The sequence below is a fragment of the Methyloversatilis thermotolerans genome (genome assembly GCF_000372885.1).
In the GTDB taxonomy this organism is placed as follows: Bacteria; Pseudomonadota; Gammaproteobacteria; order Burkholderiales; family Rhodocyclaceae; genus Methyloversatilis; species Methyloversatilis thermotolerans.
On sequence record NZ_KB889967.1, the window covers coordinates 1859497 to 1878128 of the forward strand.

The following is an 18632-nucleotide window of genomic DNA, read 5'->3' on the forward strand; positions in this document are numbered from 1 at the left end:
GCATGGCAGGAGAACGATGACATGAATGCAGCAGAACGCGCGCTCTATCGCGACATCGGTCACAAGGGGCTGTGGGAAAACAATACGGCGCTGGTGCAGTTGCTTGGCCTGTGCCCGCTGCTCGCGGTCAGCACCACCTTCGTCAATGCGGTGAGCCTGTCACTGGCCACCGTACTGGTGATGGCGCTGTCCAGCGCGGCGGTTGCGGCGCTGCGTACGCTCATCCCGCACGAAATCCGCATTCCGGTATTCATCCTCATCATCGCCGCGCTGGTGACCTGTTTCGATCTTGCGTTCAACGCATGGCTGCACGAGCTCTACCTCGTGCTCGGCATTTTCATTCCGCTCATCGTCACCAACTGCATCGTGCTGGCGCGTGTGGAAGCCTTTGCCGCGAAGAATTCGCCGCTGGCCGCCGCCTGGGACGGCGTGGCGATGGGCGCCGGACTGCTGTGGGTGCTTGCGCTGCTGGGTGCGGCGCGCGAACTGATCGGCACCGGACACCTGTTCACCGGCATCGACATGGTCATTCCGGGCCTGCACGCGATCCAGGTATTCGGCGACGAATACCGCGGATTGCTGATCGCCATCCTGCCGCCCGGCGCATTCATCCTGCTCGGCCTGCTCATTGCGGCGCGCAATGCGTGGGTTGCGCGTCAGGCGGTACCCGGGCCGCTGCCGCAGCGCGGCGGCGAAGCGGTATCGGCGTGATGGCGGGTCGCGCCAGCCGGCTCGGCCGCGCCGACATCCAGCTCATGTTCGAGCGCTTCCGCGCCGCCAATCCTCATCCGAAGAGCGATCTGGAGTACGGCTCGCCCTACCAGCTCCTGGTGGCGGTGGTGCTGTCGGCCCAGGCCACCGACAAGGGCGTGAATGTCGCCACGCGCAAGCTGTTCCCGGTTGCGCCGACTCCGGAAGCCATGGTGAGCCTGGGTGTGGAGGGCGTCGCGGATTACATCAGGACAATAGGTCTGTACCGCGCCAAGGCGAAGAACGTGGTGGCGCTGTCACACCAGTTGCTGGAGAGGCACGGGGGCGAGGTACCGAATGACCGTGCGGCGCTCGAAGCGCTCCCCGGCGTCGGGCGCAAGACCGCCAACGTGGTACTGAACATCGTGTTCGGCGAGCCGACCATGGCGGTGGACACCCACATCTTCCGCATTTCCAACCGCATGGGCCTGGCGCCCGGCAAGGACGTGCTGGCGGTGGAACAGGCACTGCTCAAGGTGGTGCCGAAGGAATTCATGCAGCACGCCCATCACTGGCTCATCCTGCATGGCCGCTATGTATGCACCGCGCGCAAGCCCCTGTGCGCGCAATGCGGCGTGGCCGACCTGTGCCGCTACAAAGACAAGCTGCTGCCGGCCTGAGCGGGGGAGACCGCAGGTTCAGGTCTGCAGGAAGCGGCGTTCGAATTCGTCGGCCGGAACCGGTTTGCTGCACAGATAGCCCTGCCAGGCATCGCACTGGCGCTCTTTCAGGAAGGCGAGCTGCTCCGCCGTTTCCACGCCTTCGGCCACCACGCGAAGTTTCAGCGTATGGGCCATGGCGATGATGGTGGCCGCGATTTCCATGTCGTTGCGATCCTGCGGAATGTCGCGCACGAAGCCCTGGTCGATCTTCAGAACATCGATGGGAAAGCGCTTCAGATAGGCGAGCGACGAATAGCCGGTGCCGAAGTCGTCGATCGATAGTTCGACGCCCAGAGCCTTCAGTGCCTGCAGCCGGGCTTCGGTCTGCACATGGTCCTGCGCGAGCATGGATTCGGTCAGTTCCAGTTCGAGCGCGCCCGGTCGCAAGCCGTGCCGTTGCAGCACCCCGGCGAGCTGTTCGGCCACGTCATGGTTCTGCAACTGACGCGCGGACAGGTTCACCGCGATGCACAGTGCGTAACCGGCGTCCTGCCAGATGCGCGCCTGGGCACAGGCGGTGTTGAGCACCCATTCGCCTATCGGCACGATGAGGCCGGATTCCTCGGCCACCGGAATGAAGCGCGCCGGAGAAATGAGTCCCTCTTCCGGATCCATCCAGCGGATGAGCGCCTCGGCACCGATCACCCGGCCGCTGGCCATGTCGATCTGCGGCTGGTAATAAAGCGTGAATTCGCTGCGCTCCAGCGCACCGCGCAGCCGGGTATCCAGATGCAGCTTGTCCTGGGCCATGCGGCTCATCGCTTCGGTGTAGTAGCGGAAGGCACCACGACCGGATTCCTTGGCCTGGTACATCGCCACATCGGAATGCTGCACCAGCTCGGTCACCGTGCTGCCGTCCTCCGGATACACGGCAATGCCTATGCTGGCGCCGATGTAGATCTCGCGGACCAGTTCCAGCTCGAACGGCGCCTGCATGAGGTCGAGCAGCATCTGCGCGACATGACCCGCGTATTCGGGGGCCGCAATGTTCTCCAGCAGCAGCACGAATTCGTCGCCACCGAGCCGGGCCAGCGTGTCCGCCTCGCGCAGACGGGCACGCAGGCGGCGGGCGATGGACTTCAGCAGCTCATCCCCCACCGGATGACCCAGACTGTCGTTGATGTTCTTGAAACGGTCCAGATCGATGAACAGCAGCGCAAAACGGGAAGGCTCCCGCTCGGCGCATTCGATGGCGTGCTGCACACGCGACTGCAGCAGCAGGCGATTGGGCAGATCGGTCAGCGGATCGTGGTGCGCCAGATAGTCGAGCTGCGCCTCGGAGCGCTTGAGCTGGCTGATGTCGGTCATGACCGCCACGTAATGCACAGCCTGGCCGGCTTCGTCATGCACCGTGCTGATGGTGAGCAACTGCTCGTACGGCTCGCCGCTGCGACGCCGGTTCCACACCTCGCCCTGCCAGTATCCGACAGTGCGGATCGATGCCCACATTGCCTGGTAGAAGGACGGATCGTGTCGGCCGGAACGCAATATGCGCGGCGAGTTGCCCAGCGCGTCGGATTCGGGGTAGCCGCTGATTTCGGTGAAGGCACGGTTGACCGCGACGATGCGACCTTCGAGGTCGGTGATGATGACGCCGTCGCGCGTGCTCTCGAACACGGCCGCCGCCTGGCGCAACGCCAGGCTGGCCCTCACCTTCTGCACCGCGAGACCGGCGATGCGGGCGAATTCCACGATCTGCGAAAGAAGCACCGGGCCGGGCAGACCCGGCTTGTCCCTGTACACCGCGAAAGTGCCCAGAACCTTGCCGTCCTCGCGCTTGAACGGCACCGACCAGCAGGCGCGGAAGCCTCCGATGTCCACCAGCGCCTGGTAGGGCGCCCAATAGGGATGGGTCCGCACATCCTCCACCAGTACCATTTCGCCGGTCGCCGCTGCCGTCCCGCATGAGCCGGCGCCGACGGCCGGCACGATGCCGTCGATGGCAGCGTTGTAGGTCGGTGGAAGAGCGGGCGCGACACCGTTGCGCAACTGACCGGTATGTTCGTCCAGCAACAGCACGGATACCCGCATTTCGGGATCTATGCCCTGCATGCGATGCACGATGGCTTCAAGTATCGTTTCCAGCGGCGCCCCCTGGATCACGCGGTCAAGCACATCGGCGCGCGCATCGCTGACCAGTTCGCCCTGCTTGTCCCGTGTGATGTCGGTCCAGGAACCCACTGCCTCGACCACCGACGCATGAGCATCGCCGACGCGGCGCAATTCGTCGCGCAACCAGATTTCCCGTCCATCCTTGCAACGGAAGCGATACTCGCTGCTCAGATTCTCGTTCTGGAGCAGACAGGCGTGGCAGACCCCGCAGCCTTCAACATCCTGGGGATGCACATTGGCCTGCCACCAGCCCGCGCGCAACACCTCGTCCACCGGATAGCCCAGAATGCGTTGCACGTTCTCGCTGACCCAGGTGATGCGCTGCTCGCCATCCCGTGCCTGCAGGCTGTACACGATGGTGGGACTGGCCGCCAGCAACTGTTCCATGCGCAGGTTGGTTTCCCGCAGCCGGCGTTCCTCGCGCACCAGTTCGGCGCGCCGGTGCACCTTTTCCAGCGTGGATGGCAGTTCGTACAGCCAGCCCTCGTGGCGTATGAGGTAATCGTCCACGCCAAGATGCAGCGCGCTCGAAGCCAGTTCCTCGCTGTCGCGACTGCCCACCATCACGACCGGGAATTCGAGCTGTCGCTCGGAGCGTATCAGCTTCACCAGTTCCAGCGCCTCGGCAGGGCTGTTGCCTGCGTCGATCAGCAGCACGTCGAACTGGACCCGGCCACCCTGCGCCGGCAGTCGCGCCGCCATCTCGTCCACGGTAATCACCGCGTCCAGGTGGATATGGGGCGCGCCGCGCTCCAGGTGACGTCGCATGGCATCGGCATCGCCACCGCCGACTGCCACCGCGAGCAGGCGTATCGGCCGCGCCCGCTGCGCCTTCATGGAACGATGCCGTGCGAGTGCCGCCTCGAGTACGCGCGGCAGCCGCTCGAGATAGCTGTCGCGCTTGATCAGATAGTCGTCGGCACCCGCCTTGAGCGCAGCAATCGCGGAATCGCCGTCGCCGGAGCCGGTCAGCACGACAACGGCCAAGGGCCAGCGGTGCTCTCGCACATGGGCGAGCAGTTCGAGACCGGTGCCATCCGGCAGCTTCAGGTCGGTCAGCAGCACCTGGAAGCGGCCACTTTCGAGCAGCACGCGCGCCTGTGCGACCGTAGTCGCGATCTCCAGTTCGATGTCGGCGCCGGAACGGCGCAGCGCCCGCTCGGTAAGGTCGACATCGAAGGCCGAATCTTCGGTGTAGAGGACACGCATCAGAGCGGGTGCTGGTTCAGCTCGCACCAGTAGCGTTCGATCTGACCGGCCGCCTCGACGAAACGATCGAAATCGACCGGCTTGACGATGAAGGAGTTCACGCCCAGCGAATAGGCATCGCGCAGGTCACGATCCTCCGACGACGAGGTAAGCACCACCACCGGAATGCGACGATAGCGGGGGTGCGACTTGAGGTGGCGCAACACCTCGATGCCATTCACGCGAGGCAGATTGATATCGAGCAATATCAGGGAAGGAGGGGGTTCCTGGCCTTGCTCCCAGCGCGCGATGCAACCCAGTGCCTCTTCACCATCGCGTGCCACGGCGATCGGGTTGTTCATCTGGCTGCGCGCGAAGGCACGACAGGTGAGATCGATGTCGACCGGGTTGTCCTCTACCAGCAGGATGGGAAGCGTGAATGGCTGCGCTTGATTGACTGCTGTGCTCATGCAGGAAACTCCAGATAGAAGCAGGCGCCCTCGCCCGGTGTACTGTCTGCCCAGACGCGTCCCCCCATACGCTGCATCGCCTTGCGTACGAGAGCAAGACCCACACCGGTACCGGAGAATTCCTCGACGCGATGCAGGCGCTGGAAAATCTCGAAAATCCTCTCGTGATACTTCATGTCGAAGCCTATGCCATTGTCCCTTATCGCGAGCACGATGCACGATCCCTGCTCCGCCGCGCTGATGGTGATGACCGGCGGATGCGCATCGCGGCTGAACTTCAGCGCATTGTCAAACAGGTTGCGCAGGATGAGATCAAGCCCCTGACGGTCGGCACGTACCACCAGGGGCGGCACCTGCTGTATCACCTGCGCGGCGGCAGCCCTGATCTCGTCCACGCGGCGGCTCACCACACTCTGTACCAGTTCGCACAGGTCCACACGCTGCGATTCGAGGGCGCGCCTTTCCATGCGCGAATAGGCCAGCAGATCCTCGATCAAGGCGTGCATCTGGGCGGTGCCGGCCCGGATGTTGCCGAGGAAACGCACCGCCTGGGGATCGAGCACATCGCCATAGTCCTCGAGCAGAATCTTGCTGTAGCCGTCTATGCCGCGCAGCGGCGCTTTCAGGTCGTGCGACACCGCGTAGGAGAAGGATTCCAGTTCCTTCATGGCTGACGTGAGCGCCTCGGTGCGCTCGGCCACACGGCGTTCGAGGTCTGCATTCAGCGCGCGCAGCTCTTCCTGCGCATTCTTCAGGTCGGTGATGTTGCGCGCGATGCCAAGCACGCCGATCAACCTGCCGTTGCTGGTACGCATCGGAACCTTGATGGTCTGCAGCAATATGCGCTCGCCGGACGCCTGGGAAACGAGCCATTCCTCGGTCACGTCGGGAAGTCCGCCCCGTGCGGCGATCTGATCGTGGGCACGGAAGCTGTCGGCCTGCTCGGGACTGACCAGGTCGTAGTCTGTCTTGCCCACCAGGTCCGCTTCACGGATGTCCAGGACCTGCTCGAAGACCGGGTTGCAGGACATGAAATGTCCGTCCGGCGACTTGACCCACACCATGTCTGGCAAGGCAGCGAACAGCGTTCGGAGGTAGGTGCGCTCCTGCTCCGCCGCGCGCTCGGCATGGCGACGCGCCGTGATATCGACCGCCATGAACACGAAAATGCGCGCGCCATCCGGTGCCGGTATCGAGAAACTGCTTGCTTCGACCGCCAGCGTTCGCCCGCTGCGATGCTGCACCTCGTACTCGGCCGGCCCGAACGCGGTGCGTTCGCGCTCGAGATGTCTGAGGTGCTCGACGAATACCTGCGCCTGTGCCGCATCCAGCATGAGTTCGTCGCAGCGGCGCCCCATGGCCTCGTCCACCGACCAGCCGAACAGGCGGCTGGACGCATGATTCCAGTACAGCACACGCCCTTCGCGGTCGAACCACTGCACCGCCACATTGGGCGCGTGTTCCAGCGTTGCGCGCAGGCGCTCCTCGGATGCGCGCAAGGCCTGCTCCGCCTTGACCGTGTGGCTGACGTCCAGCAGCGTCCCCGCGTAGTGGATCACCGAGCCCGTGTCATCGGTTTCGTAGGCTGCGGTCGGCCGCAGATAGCGCACCGGTCCGCGATCCGGCGCAGTGCGGTAAAGGTAGGGCCCGCTGATGCGCTGACCCGCATCCATCTCGCGCACCGCGGTGCGCACCGCATCGCGGTCGTCCGGGTGGATAAGCGCCAGATAACCGGCCTCGTCCGGTGCCTCGTCACCCGGTTCGAGATGGAACAGCCGGAACATCTGCTCCGACCACCAGGCCCGGCGCGTGCTTGGACTGTACTCCCAGGACCCAAGGCCGGAAATGCGTTCGGCGGCATTGAGCCGGTTGCGCTCATGTTCCAGCGCCTGCTCCGCGAGGCGGCGCGAGGTGATGTCCTGCAGCACGGCAATGCAGAAATCCGGTGCCGCGCCGGGGCGCCACAGCGGTGTCACGCTCAGGCTGACCCACACCACATGCCCGTCCCGGTGCAGCAGGCGCTTGTCGATCTGGAACTCACGCTGCCGGCCGCCGCGCAGCGCCTCCCGGCCAGCCATGTCCGCGGCGACATCGTCCGGATGCGTGAGCTGCACGAAGTCCATCTGCAGCATTTCGCTTTGCGTGAATCCGGTGATTTCGCAGTACTTGGCATTCACCTCGACGAATCGACCGGTGTGCGCATCCACGCGGGCGACACCGACTCCGGCCTGCTCGAATACGGCGCGCATGCGCTGTTCGCTGTCGCGCAGCGCGGCATGCTGGGCCTGCAAGCGTATGGTCATGTCGTTGAAGGCATCGGCGATCCGCGCGAGCTCGTCGCGGCCGCCGATATCGAGCCGCGTGTCGAGCCGCCCCTCGCCCACCTGACGTGCCGCCTCCGCCAGGCTCTGCGCGCGCCTGAACCAGAACAGGTGGAGGAACAGAGCCAGCAGAAAGGCGGACAGCAATACGAAAAGCGCATCCCGTTGCAACTCGCCGCGACTTGCGTGCAACCTTTCGGCGACCGGCAGTTCAAGGTCGGAGCGTGCATAGAGCCGATGGCCGGACACCAGCGTCATGACCGCATAGACCGATTGTCCGTCCGCCGAGGTCGTCACGTTCAACGAGCGATCCATCGGCACCGGCTGTTCCAGCAGCGCGGAAGCCAGGCCACCATCGGCAAGTTCGCTGACATGGCGCCCTATGCCCGCGCGATCCAGCGTGCCGAGCACGAGGCCACCGGGCGCGATCAGGAATACGTCGGTCAGATAGGGCCGCAAGCCCAGTTCCGCGACCGACCTGCGCAGGCGGGTCAGGTTGCGGTTGCTGATATCTTCGTCGAGCTGGGCCTGCATGCCGCCCAGCCGCTCGGCCAGCGAGCTGGTCTGTTCATGTTCCACCAGGCTGCGGTACTCGCGCAGCCGCAGCGCGTTGTTGGTCAGGGTCACCAGCAGCGCGAACACGGTGAGCAGAAGAGGCACCAGGGTGCGTGCGGGCAGGACCGGTCGCCTCACCGGATACTCCTTCCGGCGGCTGCGGGCAGACGCTTGTCGAACAGGTCATTCCAGTCCGGATCGGCCATCAGCCGCCCGGCCGCCTTCAGGTCGGCGCTCACGCGCTCCAGATCGAGCAGGCCCACCGATGGCGCGGCATCGATCAGCGCGCGGCTTTCGTGTGCCGAGAACAGCCGGATTCCCTTGAGCGCATCCAGATACTCGCCGGCGCTCAGGCCAAGGCCGGGTGCCAGCAGCCCGGCCGCGGCGTCGACTTCGGACAGCAGGGCGCGACGGCCGTCGTCGAAGGCACTGAGCAGAAGGGTGACATCGTGCCATCGCGCTTCGGCCACCTCGCCACGTACCACCAGTACGTCGATCACCTCGCCCTGGATATGGGCGCTGTCAAGCACGTTGCTGAAGCCCGCGGCAAGCAGCCGGGAAATGACCGGTTCGAAGGTGATCACGGCATCCACCTGCCCCCGGCGCATCATGTCCTCGTGCATGACCGCCGGCGCATAGACCAGCGTCAGCTCTTCGCTGCGCAACCGTCCCTCCTCGCTCAGGCGCGCAAGCATGGTGGAGGCAAGGGCGGTGTCCTCGAGGCCAAGGCGAACACCGCGCAGATCGGAAGGCTGACGCAGGTGCGGCGCGGCAATCACCGCATCTCCGCCCTTGGACTGGCTCAGGATGGCGACGATGCGGATGTCGGTGCCGGTCGCCGCCAGCTCTATCGCCTCGGGCAAGGTCAGTCCTGCCGCGTCGATCAGCCCGTTGCGCAACTGGCGAGCGCTGTCCGCGGTGCTCTCCAGTTCCACCACCTTGAGCACGTCGCGATCGACCAGCTCCATCTCGCGTGCGAACACCAGCGGGTCATAGCCGATCCACGGGTTCAGCCCGACCGTCAGCGGCGCGCGTGGAGGCGCCTCGCAACCGCCTGCCCCGATGAGCAGGATGGCCGCGAGGGTCAGGCGGACCACGTGTCGAAATACTCGAAAAAGCGGTTTTGCGGTGTTCTTGTATGCCATGCGACCATCGCCGGGACAGTCCTGCGCAAACAGCGACTCCGGAAGTCCGGAGCCATGGACATCCTACAGCGAGCCAGGGGCGTCGTGCAGCCCTCCGCATGTCATGCAGCCTGCCGGACTGTCGCATGATCGAGAACCGTTCTCATGCGCCGCGCGAAAGAAGGGCGCGCCGGCCGTAGCGCTGCGCGGCCTGCGGGAGAGGACGCGGAACGTGGCGCGCGCGGCCGAGCAGCGGACTCGCTTCACTCCGTCCGCGTGCGTGCAGCCGCACAGGCCGCGGAGCTGCGACAGGGCGCACGAACACCGGCTCGACCCGGTGTGAGCGGGTCACTCCGCCTTATTGCGAACGATTCTTGTTTACATTGCACCGCGTACGCGCTAGAGTCACCGCTGCACCCGGCGGATCCTTCTTCTGGAAGCGCGCCGCCTTCACGAAGAAGGTACCGAGCATGACCGTCCCCTACCGAAGCCGGAAGCCCGCTGCCCTCCTCCGCTCACGCGTGCCGTCCGGTGCGGATGACGATGCATGCGCGCTCGAACTGCTGTCGTCGGCGCATGAGCATGGCGCCCTGGTGCGCCATCTCGCCCTCGTGCAGCGCCGCTGCTCGGCGCTGGTCGCCGAACAGGCCCGGCTCATCGAACGTCAGGAGGCGGAACTGATGCGGCTGCGTGGCGAACTGATCCGGCACTGCACGCGCGCCTGGCTCACCCATGCCTATTCGGCCGAAAAGCTGCCGCAGGCGGACGCGCTGGTCTGCCTCACCGGCTGCCTGAGCCAGGGTGGCCACTGGCTGGACGAGCACTACTGCCGCCGCAAGGCACAGCCCTGCGACAGGCTCACGACCTTCGTCAGCCTCGCAGGCCTGCGCGGCATGCCGGCCGATGCCTGAGCGTCACCGATCGCCGATGCCGCGCGGCGATCGGGTGGTGAAAACGCTCATACGATCACGCCGCCATCGACCACGATTTCCTGACCGGTAATGTTGCGCCCGCCCTCGCCCGCGAGAAAGCGCACCGTCGCCACCACATCCGCCGTTTCGTTGGGGCGGCGCAATGCCATGCCCATGGCCTGTACGTAGCGATCGAGCACCTGCTCCTCGCTGATGCCTTCCGCCTCCGCCTGCGCCGCCCAGCGGTTGCGCATGCGTTCGACCGCGATCGCGCCCGGCGCCACCACGTTGGCGGTCACGCCATGCGGGCCTACCTCGAGTGCGGCACTGCGGGTGAGACCGCGCAGCGCCCACTTGGATGTGGCGTAGCCGGCGCGACCGGCGCGGCCACGCATGCCGTGCGTGCCGCCGATATTGATCACCCGTCCGCTGCCCTGCCGGCACATCACGGGCAGCAACAGGGACATGGTGAGGAAGGGCCCGCGCAGATTGGTCGCCATGACCTGGTCGAAATCGCGCACCTGCAACTGCCCGACCGGGTCACCCAGCGGCCCTGGAATGCCGGCCGCATTGACCAGCACGTCGGCGCGGCCGCCGGACCACTGCAGAAAGGCTTCGACGGCGGATGCCAGCGCATCCTCGTCGCACACATCGGCCGGCAGCACGCAGGCGGCGCGTCCGAGCGCACGTATGCGGCCGGCGGTCGCCTCCAGTGCCTCGATGCGGCGGCCCAGCACGCCGACATCGTAGCCATCCTCCGCCAGCGCAATCGCCACATCCCGCCCGGTACCGCTGCTGGCGCCGGTCACCAGCGCCACCGGCGCCGACCGGTCAGAACCGTGCGTGTCCATCATGCCTTCACCGTGCGGTCGAACTGGCGTTCGCGCGCCAGCGCCTGGGCCTTGTAGATGGAGCTGCCGGCACGCGACGGCCACGGCAGCTTGATGAAATTCGGCTCGCAGCGCACATGGCTGGTTTCCGGGCCGCTCAGGATGCGGCTGTTGTACTCGTCCCAGTCCACGTCGTAGAACAGCGGATAGGCGTCGCTTGCCGCGTACTCGAGGAAGAGGATGCGGCGCGGATGGCCGGACTTGTTGGCACCCGATCCGTGCATGGTCATCGGGTGGTGCAGCGACACCGTACCGGCCGGACCGGTCAGCGACACCGCCTGCGACAGATCCACTTCCTGGCCGATCACGTCGACCGCGCCGACAAAGCCCATGCCCGGTTCATGATGTTCGAACAGAGGTCCCTTGTGGCTGCCCGGCAGCACATGCATCGGGCCGTTGTCCGGCGTCACGTCGTCGATCATGACCGAGGCGACGCAGGTGGACATATTGGTGTGCGGCGCGAATGCCCAGTCCTGATGCCATTCCAGCGGCGAACCGGCGCGCGCCGCCTTCATGTTGATCTTGCTGTGGTTGAGCCGGACGTGTTCGCCGCAGATGCGCTGCACCAGTTCGAAAATGGCCGGATGACGAGCCAGGTTGAAATAGAACGCATCCACGCGATGCGGCTTCTTGATGCGCTGGACCAGCGGCTGGTCAGGCGTGTGATCCGACTCGAAGTCGAATATCGCGTTGTCCTCGGCCACGCCGCGCGCCTGCGCGGCCACGCGGTCGGTGACCGCGCGCAGTTCGGCCACCTCGGCCGGGCTCAGCGCGCCCTCGATCAGCGCATAGCCTTGTTCCTGGTATTGCTGGTACAGCTTGTCGGTACTCATGTCGATGTCCTCTTGTGAAACTCTGTTCATGTCCGTATGCCGGTATCCGACCGGTGCGGCAGGTCGGTGACCGGGACGTCGGTCACCACCATGTGTGCCTTGTGATGCGTAATGCAAAGCGGCAGCCGTGCCGCGCGCGCAGCAAGCTGCGCGGTCGCGCCACAGGCCCAGAAGACGGGCAGTTCGTCCGGCATGAGCGTGGTCAGCCCGTGACCGCCATAGGGCGCCGACAGATCCGCGATGCCTATCAGTTCCGGGGCGCCCAGATGTACCGGCTCGCCGTGGAACATCGGGTAGTGCTGCGACACCGTGATGGCGCGTATCGCGTCGGCAGCGCGCAAGGCGCGCATCGACACCACGAGCGGACCGGCAAAGGGCCCGGCCGCCTCGGTCTGCAGACCGGTCACATACATGGCCGACACCGTGCCCTCGTCCAGATGCCTGAGCCGCACGCCTGCCCGTTGCAGCACGGCCTCGAACGAGAACGAGCAGCCCAGAACAAAGGCGACCAGGTCGTCCCGCCACAGATCGGCGATGGACACCGGCGTGGCCACCGGTTCGCCGTCGCGGAACACGGTGTAGCCGCCGACATCGGTGCGCAGATCCATATCGGCGGCCAGTTCGGAAACGCGAGGCTCGCCCGGCCGGCTGCGCCCGAGCACCGGCAGCGCACGCGGGTTGCGCTGGCAGTAGCGCTCGAAATCGTCGGCATGTGCGCGTGGCACGATCATCAGGTTGCCCTGCACGTGGTCCGGCGCCAGCCCGCTGGTGAAGCCGCGGTAACGACCGTCGCGTATCGCACGCCTGACCGCCGCCGGCGACCGGATATCGAAATCGTATGTGCTCATCCGGTCAGTCTCAGGGCGATACGAACTGCACCGTCACGGTAAACACGTGCTCGTCGCTGCCGGCCCACGCCTCGGCCGGCCACGCCGGGTAACGGCCGCCACGCACGATGGACAGCGCCTGCTTGTCGAGTATCGGCGAACCGGACCCGCGCTCCACCTCGACATTGCGCACCTGGCCGGACCGCGTGAGCGAGAAGCGCACGACAGTGGCGCCTTCCGGACGCAGGCGACGCGCATCGCCGGAGGTCGGATACTCGGTGATGCTGCGGATGTAGCCGCGCAGGCGGTCCACATAGCCGGCCTGTATCGCCGCCGTATTGACCTGGGGCACCGCAGGTGCCGGTGCCGGCGCGGGCGGCGGCGGCGGTGCCGGGGGCGGAGGCTCGGGTGCCGGCGGCGGCGCCTCAGGTTGAACGGGCACAGGAGGCGGCGGCGGCTCCACCGCGGGCGTTGGCAAGGGGGCGGGGGGCGGCAGCGGCCTGGGCGGCGCCTGCTTCGGCGGCGGCACCGGTGCCGGAGGTGGCGGCGGCACCGGCTGCGGCGGCGGTGGTGGCGCCTCGGGCGGCGCCTCTTCCGCCAGCAGCATCACCACCGGTGGCTCCTCGACCGGCGGCGTCACCTCGGCAGGCCGGATCGCCGGCGCGAAAACGATGGCGAGGACGGCGGCGGCGGTGCCGAGCAGCCCCAGGCTGCCGGACACCTTCTCGAATGGATCTCGGGTGCTCACGATGGGCCGCTCAGGATCGGTGCTTGGCGATGATGGATGCCGCCGGCATGCCTGCCATCTTCAATTGATCCAGCAGTTCGACCAGGGTCTGCAGGTTGGAACCGCCGTCTCCGGCGATGATCACCTGCGCCTTCCGGTCACCCGCCCGCTGCTTCAGTCGATCCGCCACCGATGCCATCGGCGTGGCTTCGCCATCGACATACACCGCGCCATCGCTGTCCACGGTGAGCGTGATGCGCAATGGCTCGTCCTTCACCGGGTCGGGCGCAGCCGACCCCGGCAACGCCACGTTCAGGCCCAGCGCCGGCAGCACATTGGTACTGATGAGCACGAAGAACACCAGCAGGAACATCATCACATCGATCATCGGAATGATTTCGATGCGCGCCTGGCGCTGCTTGCGTTGGGGAAAGGATCTCATGGTCGGCGCTCCTTACCGCGTGGTCTCGAGCAGGAAGCTCTTGAAGTCCTCGGTGATGCATTCGCCGAGCCGGTGCAGGATGTTGTGGCCCACCAGACCGTACAGCGCGGTACCGATGCCGATGGCGGTGGCCAGCAGTGCCGAGCCGATGCCGCGGCTGACCGCGGACGGGTCGGATACCCCGCCCGCGGACAGCGCCTGGAAGGTGTCCATGATGCCCAGGATGGTGCCGAGCAGACCGAGCAGCGGCGCGGCGGTCACGATGGTGTCGAGTATCCACAGCCCGCGGTTGATGCTGCCGTCGACGCGCAGGAAAAGCGCCGCCGACAGATCCTCGATGCGGCTGCGCGTGACCTCGCCCTTGCGCTGCACGTCCACATACTCCTGCATGGCGCGCGTGAGCACGTCATTGCCCGGAGGCAGATCGGGCAGCGGGCTGCCGGCGTCGGCCTTCACTGCCGCCTCGATCGACTTCGCGATACGCGCGCGCCTGCGGGTCAGATGACCGTAGTAGGCCATGCGTTCGATGATGACGAAGGTGAGCACCGCAACGCAGGCGTACAGCACGTTGATGGTAACGGCATGAAGGAAATCCTGGCTCATCATGAAATCCTCAGAAACCGACCGCGAAGGTGAGCATCGCGGTAAAGGGGTTGGCAATGAGATAGTTCGGTCCCGATGTCGGTGCGAGGATGGTCGTGCCGTTGACAGCCGTGGTCGTGACCGAATGAGTCGCGACACCATTCACGCCTGACAGGTACTTGCGGTCGGTCACGTTCAGCAGGTTCAGTCGCAGTTCGGGCTTGGTGAAACGAGACCCTGTGGCACCGATGAAGCGATAACCCATGCCGATGTCCACCGTGGTGTAGCTGGGAATCTCCTGATCGTTCATGAAGGTGGAGTACTGCTTGCCCACATACTTCAGGCCGACATTGCCGAAGAACACGCCGTCGTCGTAATCGACCGCCAGCGCGCCCTGGAAGCGCGGCGCGCGCACTGCCTCCTTGCCGCTGGTGGGCAGGAAGTCATTGACCACTCCATTACTCACTGCGATATCCGATTCAATTTCGGTGCGCAGGATTTCGAATGAAACATAGGGCCGGAAATGCTTGTACGGCCGCAGACCGGCTTCGAAATCCAGGCCATAGGCCTTCTGCTTGCCGCCATTGATCGGCTCGCTGATGCAAGCGCCGCCGTCACAGACCGTGGACGAAATCTGGCGGTTCTTGAACTCGTAGTTGAACGCGGTGGCGGTCAGGCTGACCAGCGGCCCCTGATAGCGATAACCCAGTTCCAGCGCGACCGATTCTTCGGAGGGCTGATCCGGTTTCTCGCGTGTTGAAACCGCGCCGGTGGATGCGTTGTAACGCGGATACAAGGCGCCAGCGGGCAGGATGCGGAAGCCCTTGGATACGCTGGCGAACACGCTGTTCACCTCATCCAGCTTGTAACGCACCGCCAGCGTCGGAATGGTGGGATTGTCCTCGGCCGAAGTACGGGTGACCGTGCTCGGTACGCGGTTGATGCCGACGCGTTCCAGCCACAGTTGCTTCACGCCGACATCGATGGCCAGACGGTCTTCCATCAGGCTGATGGTGTCGCCGACGAAGAAGGAATAGAAGTTGTCGTGCGTGTCCTGGTTCCAGCCATTGATGACTTCGCCATCGGCATTGCGGATCAGGGCGGATTCACCGTTCTTGTCCACCGGCGTGCCATCGGCATTCATCCGGCTGTAGGGGCGATAGAGCTGATCGCGCGAATGCTGTGCCCACACACCGGCGACCAGGGTGTGGTTATCCATCTGGTAAGTGCCCTTCACCGTCATGCCGGTGCGGATGTTCTTTTCCAGGATGGGGTTGTAGATGAGCACATTGTTGTCGGTCGTCGTGCCATTGCCATTCAGGTCGACTGCGCTGACCGTATTGCCGAAGCCGACCGAAGGCTCGCTGATGCTTCGGGTGACAGAGCCCGAGCCGCCGTAGCCATAGTAGAGGTAGGGCGTCACGTTCACCGTGAGCTTGTCGTTCACGCGCAGTTCGGTCGGCACCGATACCAGCAGGTTTTCCCACGGGTTCTCGAACATCTTGTAGTAGTTCGTGCTGCCCGGCGTGTAGGTCTTGTCGTAGTTGGTCTGCGCCCCGTCTATGCCACCCTGGCGCCATTGGGCCAGGGTGGGATTGCGATAGGTCGCGCGATCGAACTTCGAATACGTGAGCGCGAACTTGGTGCGGCTGCCGCCGCCCCATTCCTGCACCGCACCGAAAGCGACGTGCTGCTTGGTGTCGTGTCCGGGTCCGCGGAAGTGATCGGCATCGATCTGAGATACCGACACGAAGGCGCGGAAGCCGGTGTCACTGATTTCACCGGTTTCCAGCCGCAGGAAGTTGCGGCGCGCATTGTGCGAACCGACCGAACTGGTGAACAGGCCGCCCGCCTTCTTGGACGGCGTGTGCAGGAACAGATCGACGATGCCGCCGGTGGCGGTCACGTTGGGCGATGCAAGATCCGCCGAACCCTGATTGAGCGTCACCACGTCGGTGTTCTCGGTGTCGATGTACTGACCCGGAAACACCGACCAGTTGGATGCCACGTTCAGCGGCATGCCTTCGAAGTTGAAACCCATCTGCGTGCCATCCATGCCGCGCACCGACAGCACGCCCGGGCTCAGGCCCCAGGCATCGCTGGTGGCGGAATTCGCACCCGGCGAATAGCGGATGAGCTGGAACACGTCGGCCGTCGGTGCCTGCTTCTGGATGAAGTCGCGCGTGACCGAGCTCTTGGACTTGGACACGTTCTCGTCGACCATCAGACCGCCGCCGATCTCCTTGCGCGTCACCCCGGTCGCCGACGGCGTCTCCACGGGATTCGCATTCGATGCGCCCGATGCACTGACACGACCGATGTCGGTCTTTTCCTGCTTCGTGGTCGCAGGATCGGTCGTCTGGGCTACCGCCGCCGTTGTTGCGGCGAGCAGGCAGGTCGCAAGCAAATCGTTTTTCATGAATCACCTTTCTGTCGATGGGTGCGAGGGGATGAGCACGGCCCGCACGGCCATCGGATCGATGGACGCGTGCGGTTCGATCCCAATCTATCGAGAAGGCGGAGCGACAAGAATTGCTTTTTTCGTGGCGCCCTCTTGCGTGCTTCGCTACGTGGGCGCGGATTTCCGCGCTACAGCCGGTTATGGCGGGCAGCGTGCGCAGCACGCATCGACGGCGGTACAAAACAGCAACACGCAGGAGGCCTGCGCGCGCACGCGTGAGCGCGCCGACAAAGAAAAAAAGGCCGCGCATCGCTGCGCGGCCCTCTTACGGATCGTCACCCGGCGGCTCAGTCGTGCTGTATCCAGACGCCCTTCACATGCAGGTATTCGTCGAGCTGCTGCACACCGGATTCGCGGCCATAGCCACTCAGCTTGACGCCGCCGAAGGGCATGGATGGATCCATCTGGTTGTAGCAGTTGATCCACACCGAGCCGGCGTGCAGACGGCGCGCGAGCGCATGCGCACGGCCGAGGTCGCGCGTCCACACGCCGGCACCCAGTCCGAACGGTGAATCGTTGGCACGGCCCACCACCTCATCCAGCGTGTCGAAGGGCATGACCGAAGCGACCGGGCCGAATATTTCCTCGCATGCGATACGCATGTCGTCCCGCACATCGGTGAAGATGGTCGGGGCGACGAAGTGGCCTTTGTCGCGCTCAGGGTCCTGGTAGCGATGGCCGCCGCATGTCAGTCGCGCCCCCTGCTCGAGCGCACTGTCGACATAACCCAGCACCCGTTCCATCTGCCGCGCCGATACCAGCGGACCGATGTCGCTGTCCGGATCGCAGCCCGGCCCGACGCGCAGCGATGTGGCGATGTCCGCCATGCGCTCGACCACCTCGTCATGGATGGCGCGCTGAACGTACACGCGGGTGCCTGCGGTGCAGATCTGTCCGGCGTTGGCGAACACGCCGTAGGCCGCCGCGGCGGCCGCCTGCCCGATGTCGGCATCGTCGAACAGGATGTGCGGAGATTTGCCGCCCAGTTCCAGCGACACCTTCTTCAGGTTGCCGGCCGATGCGCGCACGATGTCCTGCCCGGTCGCCACCGATCCGGTAAACGACACCTTGTCGACATCGGGATGCGCGGCCAGCGCCGCGCCCGCGGTGCGGCCGAAACCGGTCAAGACATTGATCACCCCGGGCGGCACGCCGGCTTCCAGCGCCAGTTCGGCGACGCGCAGCGGCGTCAGCGGCGCGTCCTCGGCCGGCTTGAGTACCAGCGTGCATCCGGTCGCAAGCACGGGTGCGGTCTTGAACACCATGGCCCAGAGCGGACCGTTCCACGGAATGATGGACGCCACCACACCCACTGGCTCCTTCAGTGTGGCGGCGAACATGTCGCCATTCATCGACGTGCTCGCGGTCTGTCCGTAGAGCGCGGTGGCCTGCCCCGCGAAGAAGCGCATCAAGCCCACCAGGTGGCGGCGACTGCCGCGCGTGTGGCGGATCGGCGCGCCCATGTCCAGCGTATCCAGCCAGGCCAGTTCATCCCAGTGCGCATCGAGCAGATCGGCGAACTTCAGCATGACCGCCTGACGCTCGTCCGGACGGAAGCGTCGCCAGGGACCTTCGAATGCCGCGCGAGCGGCGCGCACCGCGCGATCCACATCGTGCTGGTCGCCCTCAGGTACGCGCGCCAGCAGGCTGCCGTCCGCCGGATTGCGTGTTTCGAAACGGCGCCCCGACAGTGCATCGACCCAGTCGCCACCGATCAGCATGCGCTTGTCCGGTGCATGGAGAAAGGGATGGGTCTGTCCGCGTATATCCATCATGA

Annotated in this window: 15 protein-coding genes; 3 read left to right on the forward strand and 12 right to left on the reverse strand. The window is 65.3% G+C overall.

All coding sequences use genetic code 11. The features are described 5' to 3' along the window. The first annotated feature begins 21 nt into the window (after positions 1 to 21). Together rsxE and nth are read left to right on the forward strand one after the other, a co-directional pair. Positions 22 to 711, forward strand: a complete 690-nt coding sequence (rsxE, locus tag A3Q7_RS0108150; RefSeq protein WP_018411372.1) for an electron transport complex subunit RsxE — start codon at positions 22 to 24, stop codon at positions 709 to 711. Beyond that, positions 711 to 1370: an endonuclease III gene (gene nth / locus A3Q7_RS0108155; RefSeq protein ID WP_018411373.1), complete on the forward strand. Its 660-nt coding sequence runs from the start codon at positions 711 to 713 to the stop codon at positions 1368 to 1370. Before rsxE ends, nth begins: the two co-directional genes overlap by 1 nt. A gap of 18 nt (positions 1371 to 1388) precedes the next feature. On the opposite strand, the gene A3Q7_RS0108160 is transcribed toward nth, so the two are convergent. Genes A3Q7_RS0108160 through A3Q7_RS0108175 form a run of 4 tightly spaced genes read right to left on the reverse strand, consistent with a single transcriptional unit; the run spans position 1389 to position 9155 of the window. Further along, entirely contained in the window at positions 1389 to 4733 is a 3345-nt protein-coding gene (locus A3Q7_RS0108160) for an EAL domain-containing protein (RefSeq protein WP_018411374.1), read from the reverse strand. Further along, positions 4733 to 5182, reverse strand: a complete 450-nt coding sequence (locus A3Q7_RS0108165) for a response regulator (protein WP_018411375.1) — start codon at positions 5180 to 5182, stop codon at positions 4733 to 4735. Before A3Q7_RS0108165 ends, A3Q7_RS0108160 begins: the two co-directional genes overlap by 1 nt. Beyond that, positions 5179 to 8196, reverse strand: a complete 3018-nt coding sequence (locus A3Q7_RS0108170; protein WP_018411376.1) for a PAS domain S-box protein — start codon at positions 8194 to 8196, stop codon at positions 5179 to 5181. Before A3Q7_RS0108170 ends, A3Q7_RS0108165 begins: the two co-directional genes overlap by 4 nt. Continuing rightward, on the reverse strand, positions 8193 to 9155 hold the full coding sequence (locus A3Q7_RS0108175) for an ABC transporter substrate-binding protein (protein ID WP_018411377.1): 963 nt from the start codon (positions 9153 to 9155) through the stop codon (positions 8193 to 8195). The genes A3Q7_RS0108170 and A3Q7_RS0108175 overlap by 4 nt, the downstream gene beginning before the upstream one ends. 497 nt (positions 9156 to 9652) lie before the next feature. Between A3Q7_RS0108175 and A3Q7_RS0108185 the strand changes: the two genes are divergently transcribed. Further along, entirely contained in the window at positions 9653 to 10093 is a 441-nt protein-coding gene (locus A3Q7_RS0108185) for a hypothetical protein (RefSeq protein ID WP_157278136.1), read from the forward strand. Positions 10094 to 10140: 47 nt separating this feature from the next. Here the strand turns inward: A3Q7_RS0108185 and A3Q7_RS0108190 are convergent, their stop codons facing one another. The 8 genes from A3Q7_RS0108190 to A3Q7_RS0108225 all read right to left on the reverse strand — a co-directional run bounded on the left by A3Q7_RS0108190 (position 10141) and on the right by A3Q7_RS0108225 (position 18630). Then, entirely contained in the window at positions 10141 to 10947 is an 807-nt protein-coding gene (locus A3Q7_RS0108190; RefSeq protein WP_198289167.1) for an SDR family NAD(P)-dependent oxidoreductase, read from the reverse strand. After that, complete coding sequence (locus A3Q7_RS0108195) at positions 10944 to 11816, reverse strand: phytanoyl-CoA dioxygenase family protein (protein WP_018411381.1); 873 nt, start codon at positions 11814 to 11816, stop codon at positions 10944 to 10946. The genes A3Q7_RS0108190 and A3Q7_RS0108195 overlap by 4 nt, the downstream gene beginning before the upstream one ends. A 26-nt stretch (positions 11817 to 11842) precedes the next feature. Beyond that, positions 11843 to 12664, reverse strand: coding sequence for a putative hydro-lyase (locus tag A3Q7_RS0108200; RefSeq protein WP_018411382.1), 822 nt, complete (start codon positions 12662 to 12664; stop codon positions 11843 to 11845). Positions 12665 to 12674: 10 nt separating this feature from the next. Beyond that, the gene (locus A3Q7_RS20935) at positions 12675 to 13391 is read right to left on the reverse strand and encodes an energy transducer TonB (protein ID WP_018411383.1); all 717 of its coding nucleotides are present in this window, start codon (positions 13389 to 13391) and stop codon (positions 12675 to 12677) included. Positions 13392 to 13401: 10 nt separating this feature from the next. Further along, a complete protein-coding gene (locus A3Q7_RS0108210; protein WP_018411384.1) occupies positions 13402 to 13812 on the reverse strand; it encodes an ExbD/TolR family protein in 411 nt (136 codons plus the stop codon). A 12-nt stretch (positions 13813 to 13824) separates the two neighbouring features. After that, positions 13825 to 14418 carry a MotA/TolQ/ExbB proton channel family protein gene (locus A3Q7_RS0108215; protein WP_018411385.1) on the reverse strand — a complete coding sequence of 198 codons (594 nt, stop codon included), beginning with the start codon at positions 14416 to 14418 and terminating at the stop codon, positions 13825 to 13827. A gap of 7 nt (positions 14419 to 14425) precedes the next feature. Beyond that, positions 14426 to 16813, reverse strand: coding sequence for a TonB-dependent receptor (locus tag A3Q7_RS19630; RefSeq protein ID WP_018411386.1), 2388 nt, complete (start codon positions 16811 to 16813; stop codon positions 14426 to 14428). A gap of 329 nt (positions 16814 to 17142) precedes the next feature. Further along, positions 17143 to 18630: an aldehyde dehydrogenase family protein gene (locus A3Q7_RS0108225; RefSeq protein WP_026224621.1), complete on the reverse strand. Its 1488-nt coding sequence runs from the start codon at positions 18628 to 18630 to the stop codon at positions 17143 to 17145. Between the last annotated feature and the right edge of the window lie 2 nt (positions 18631 to 18632).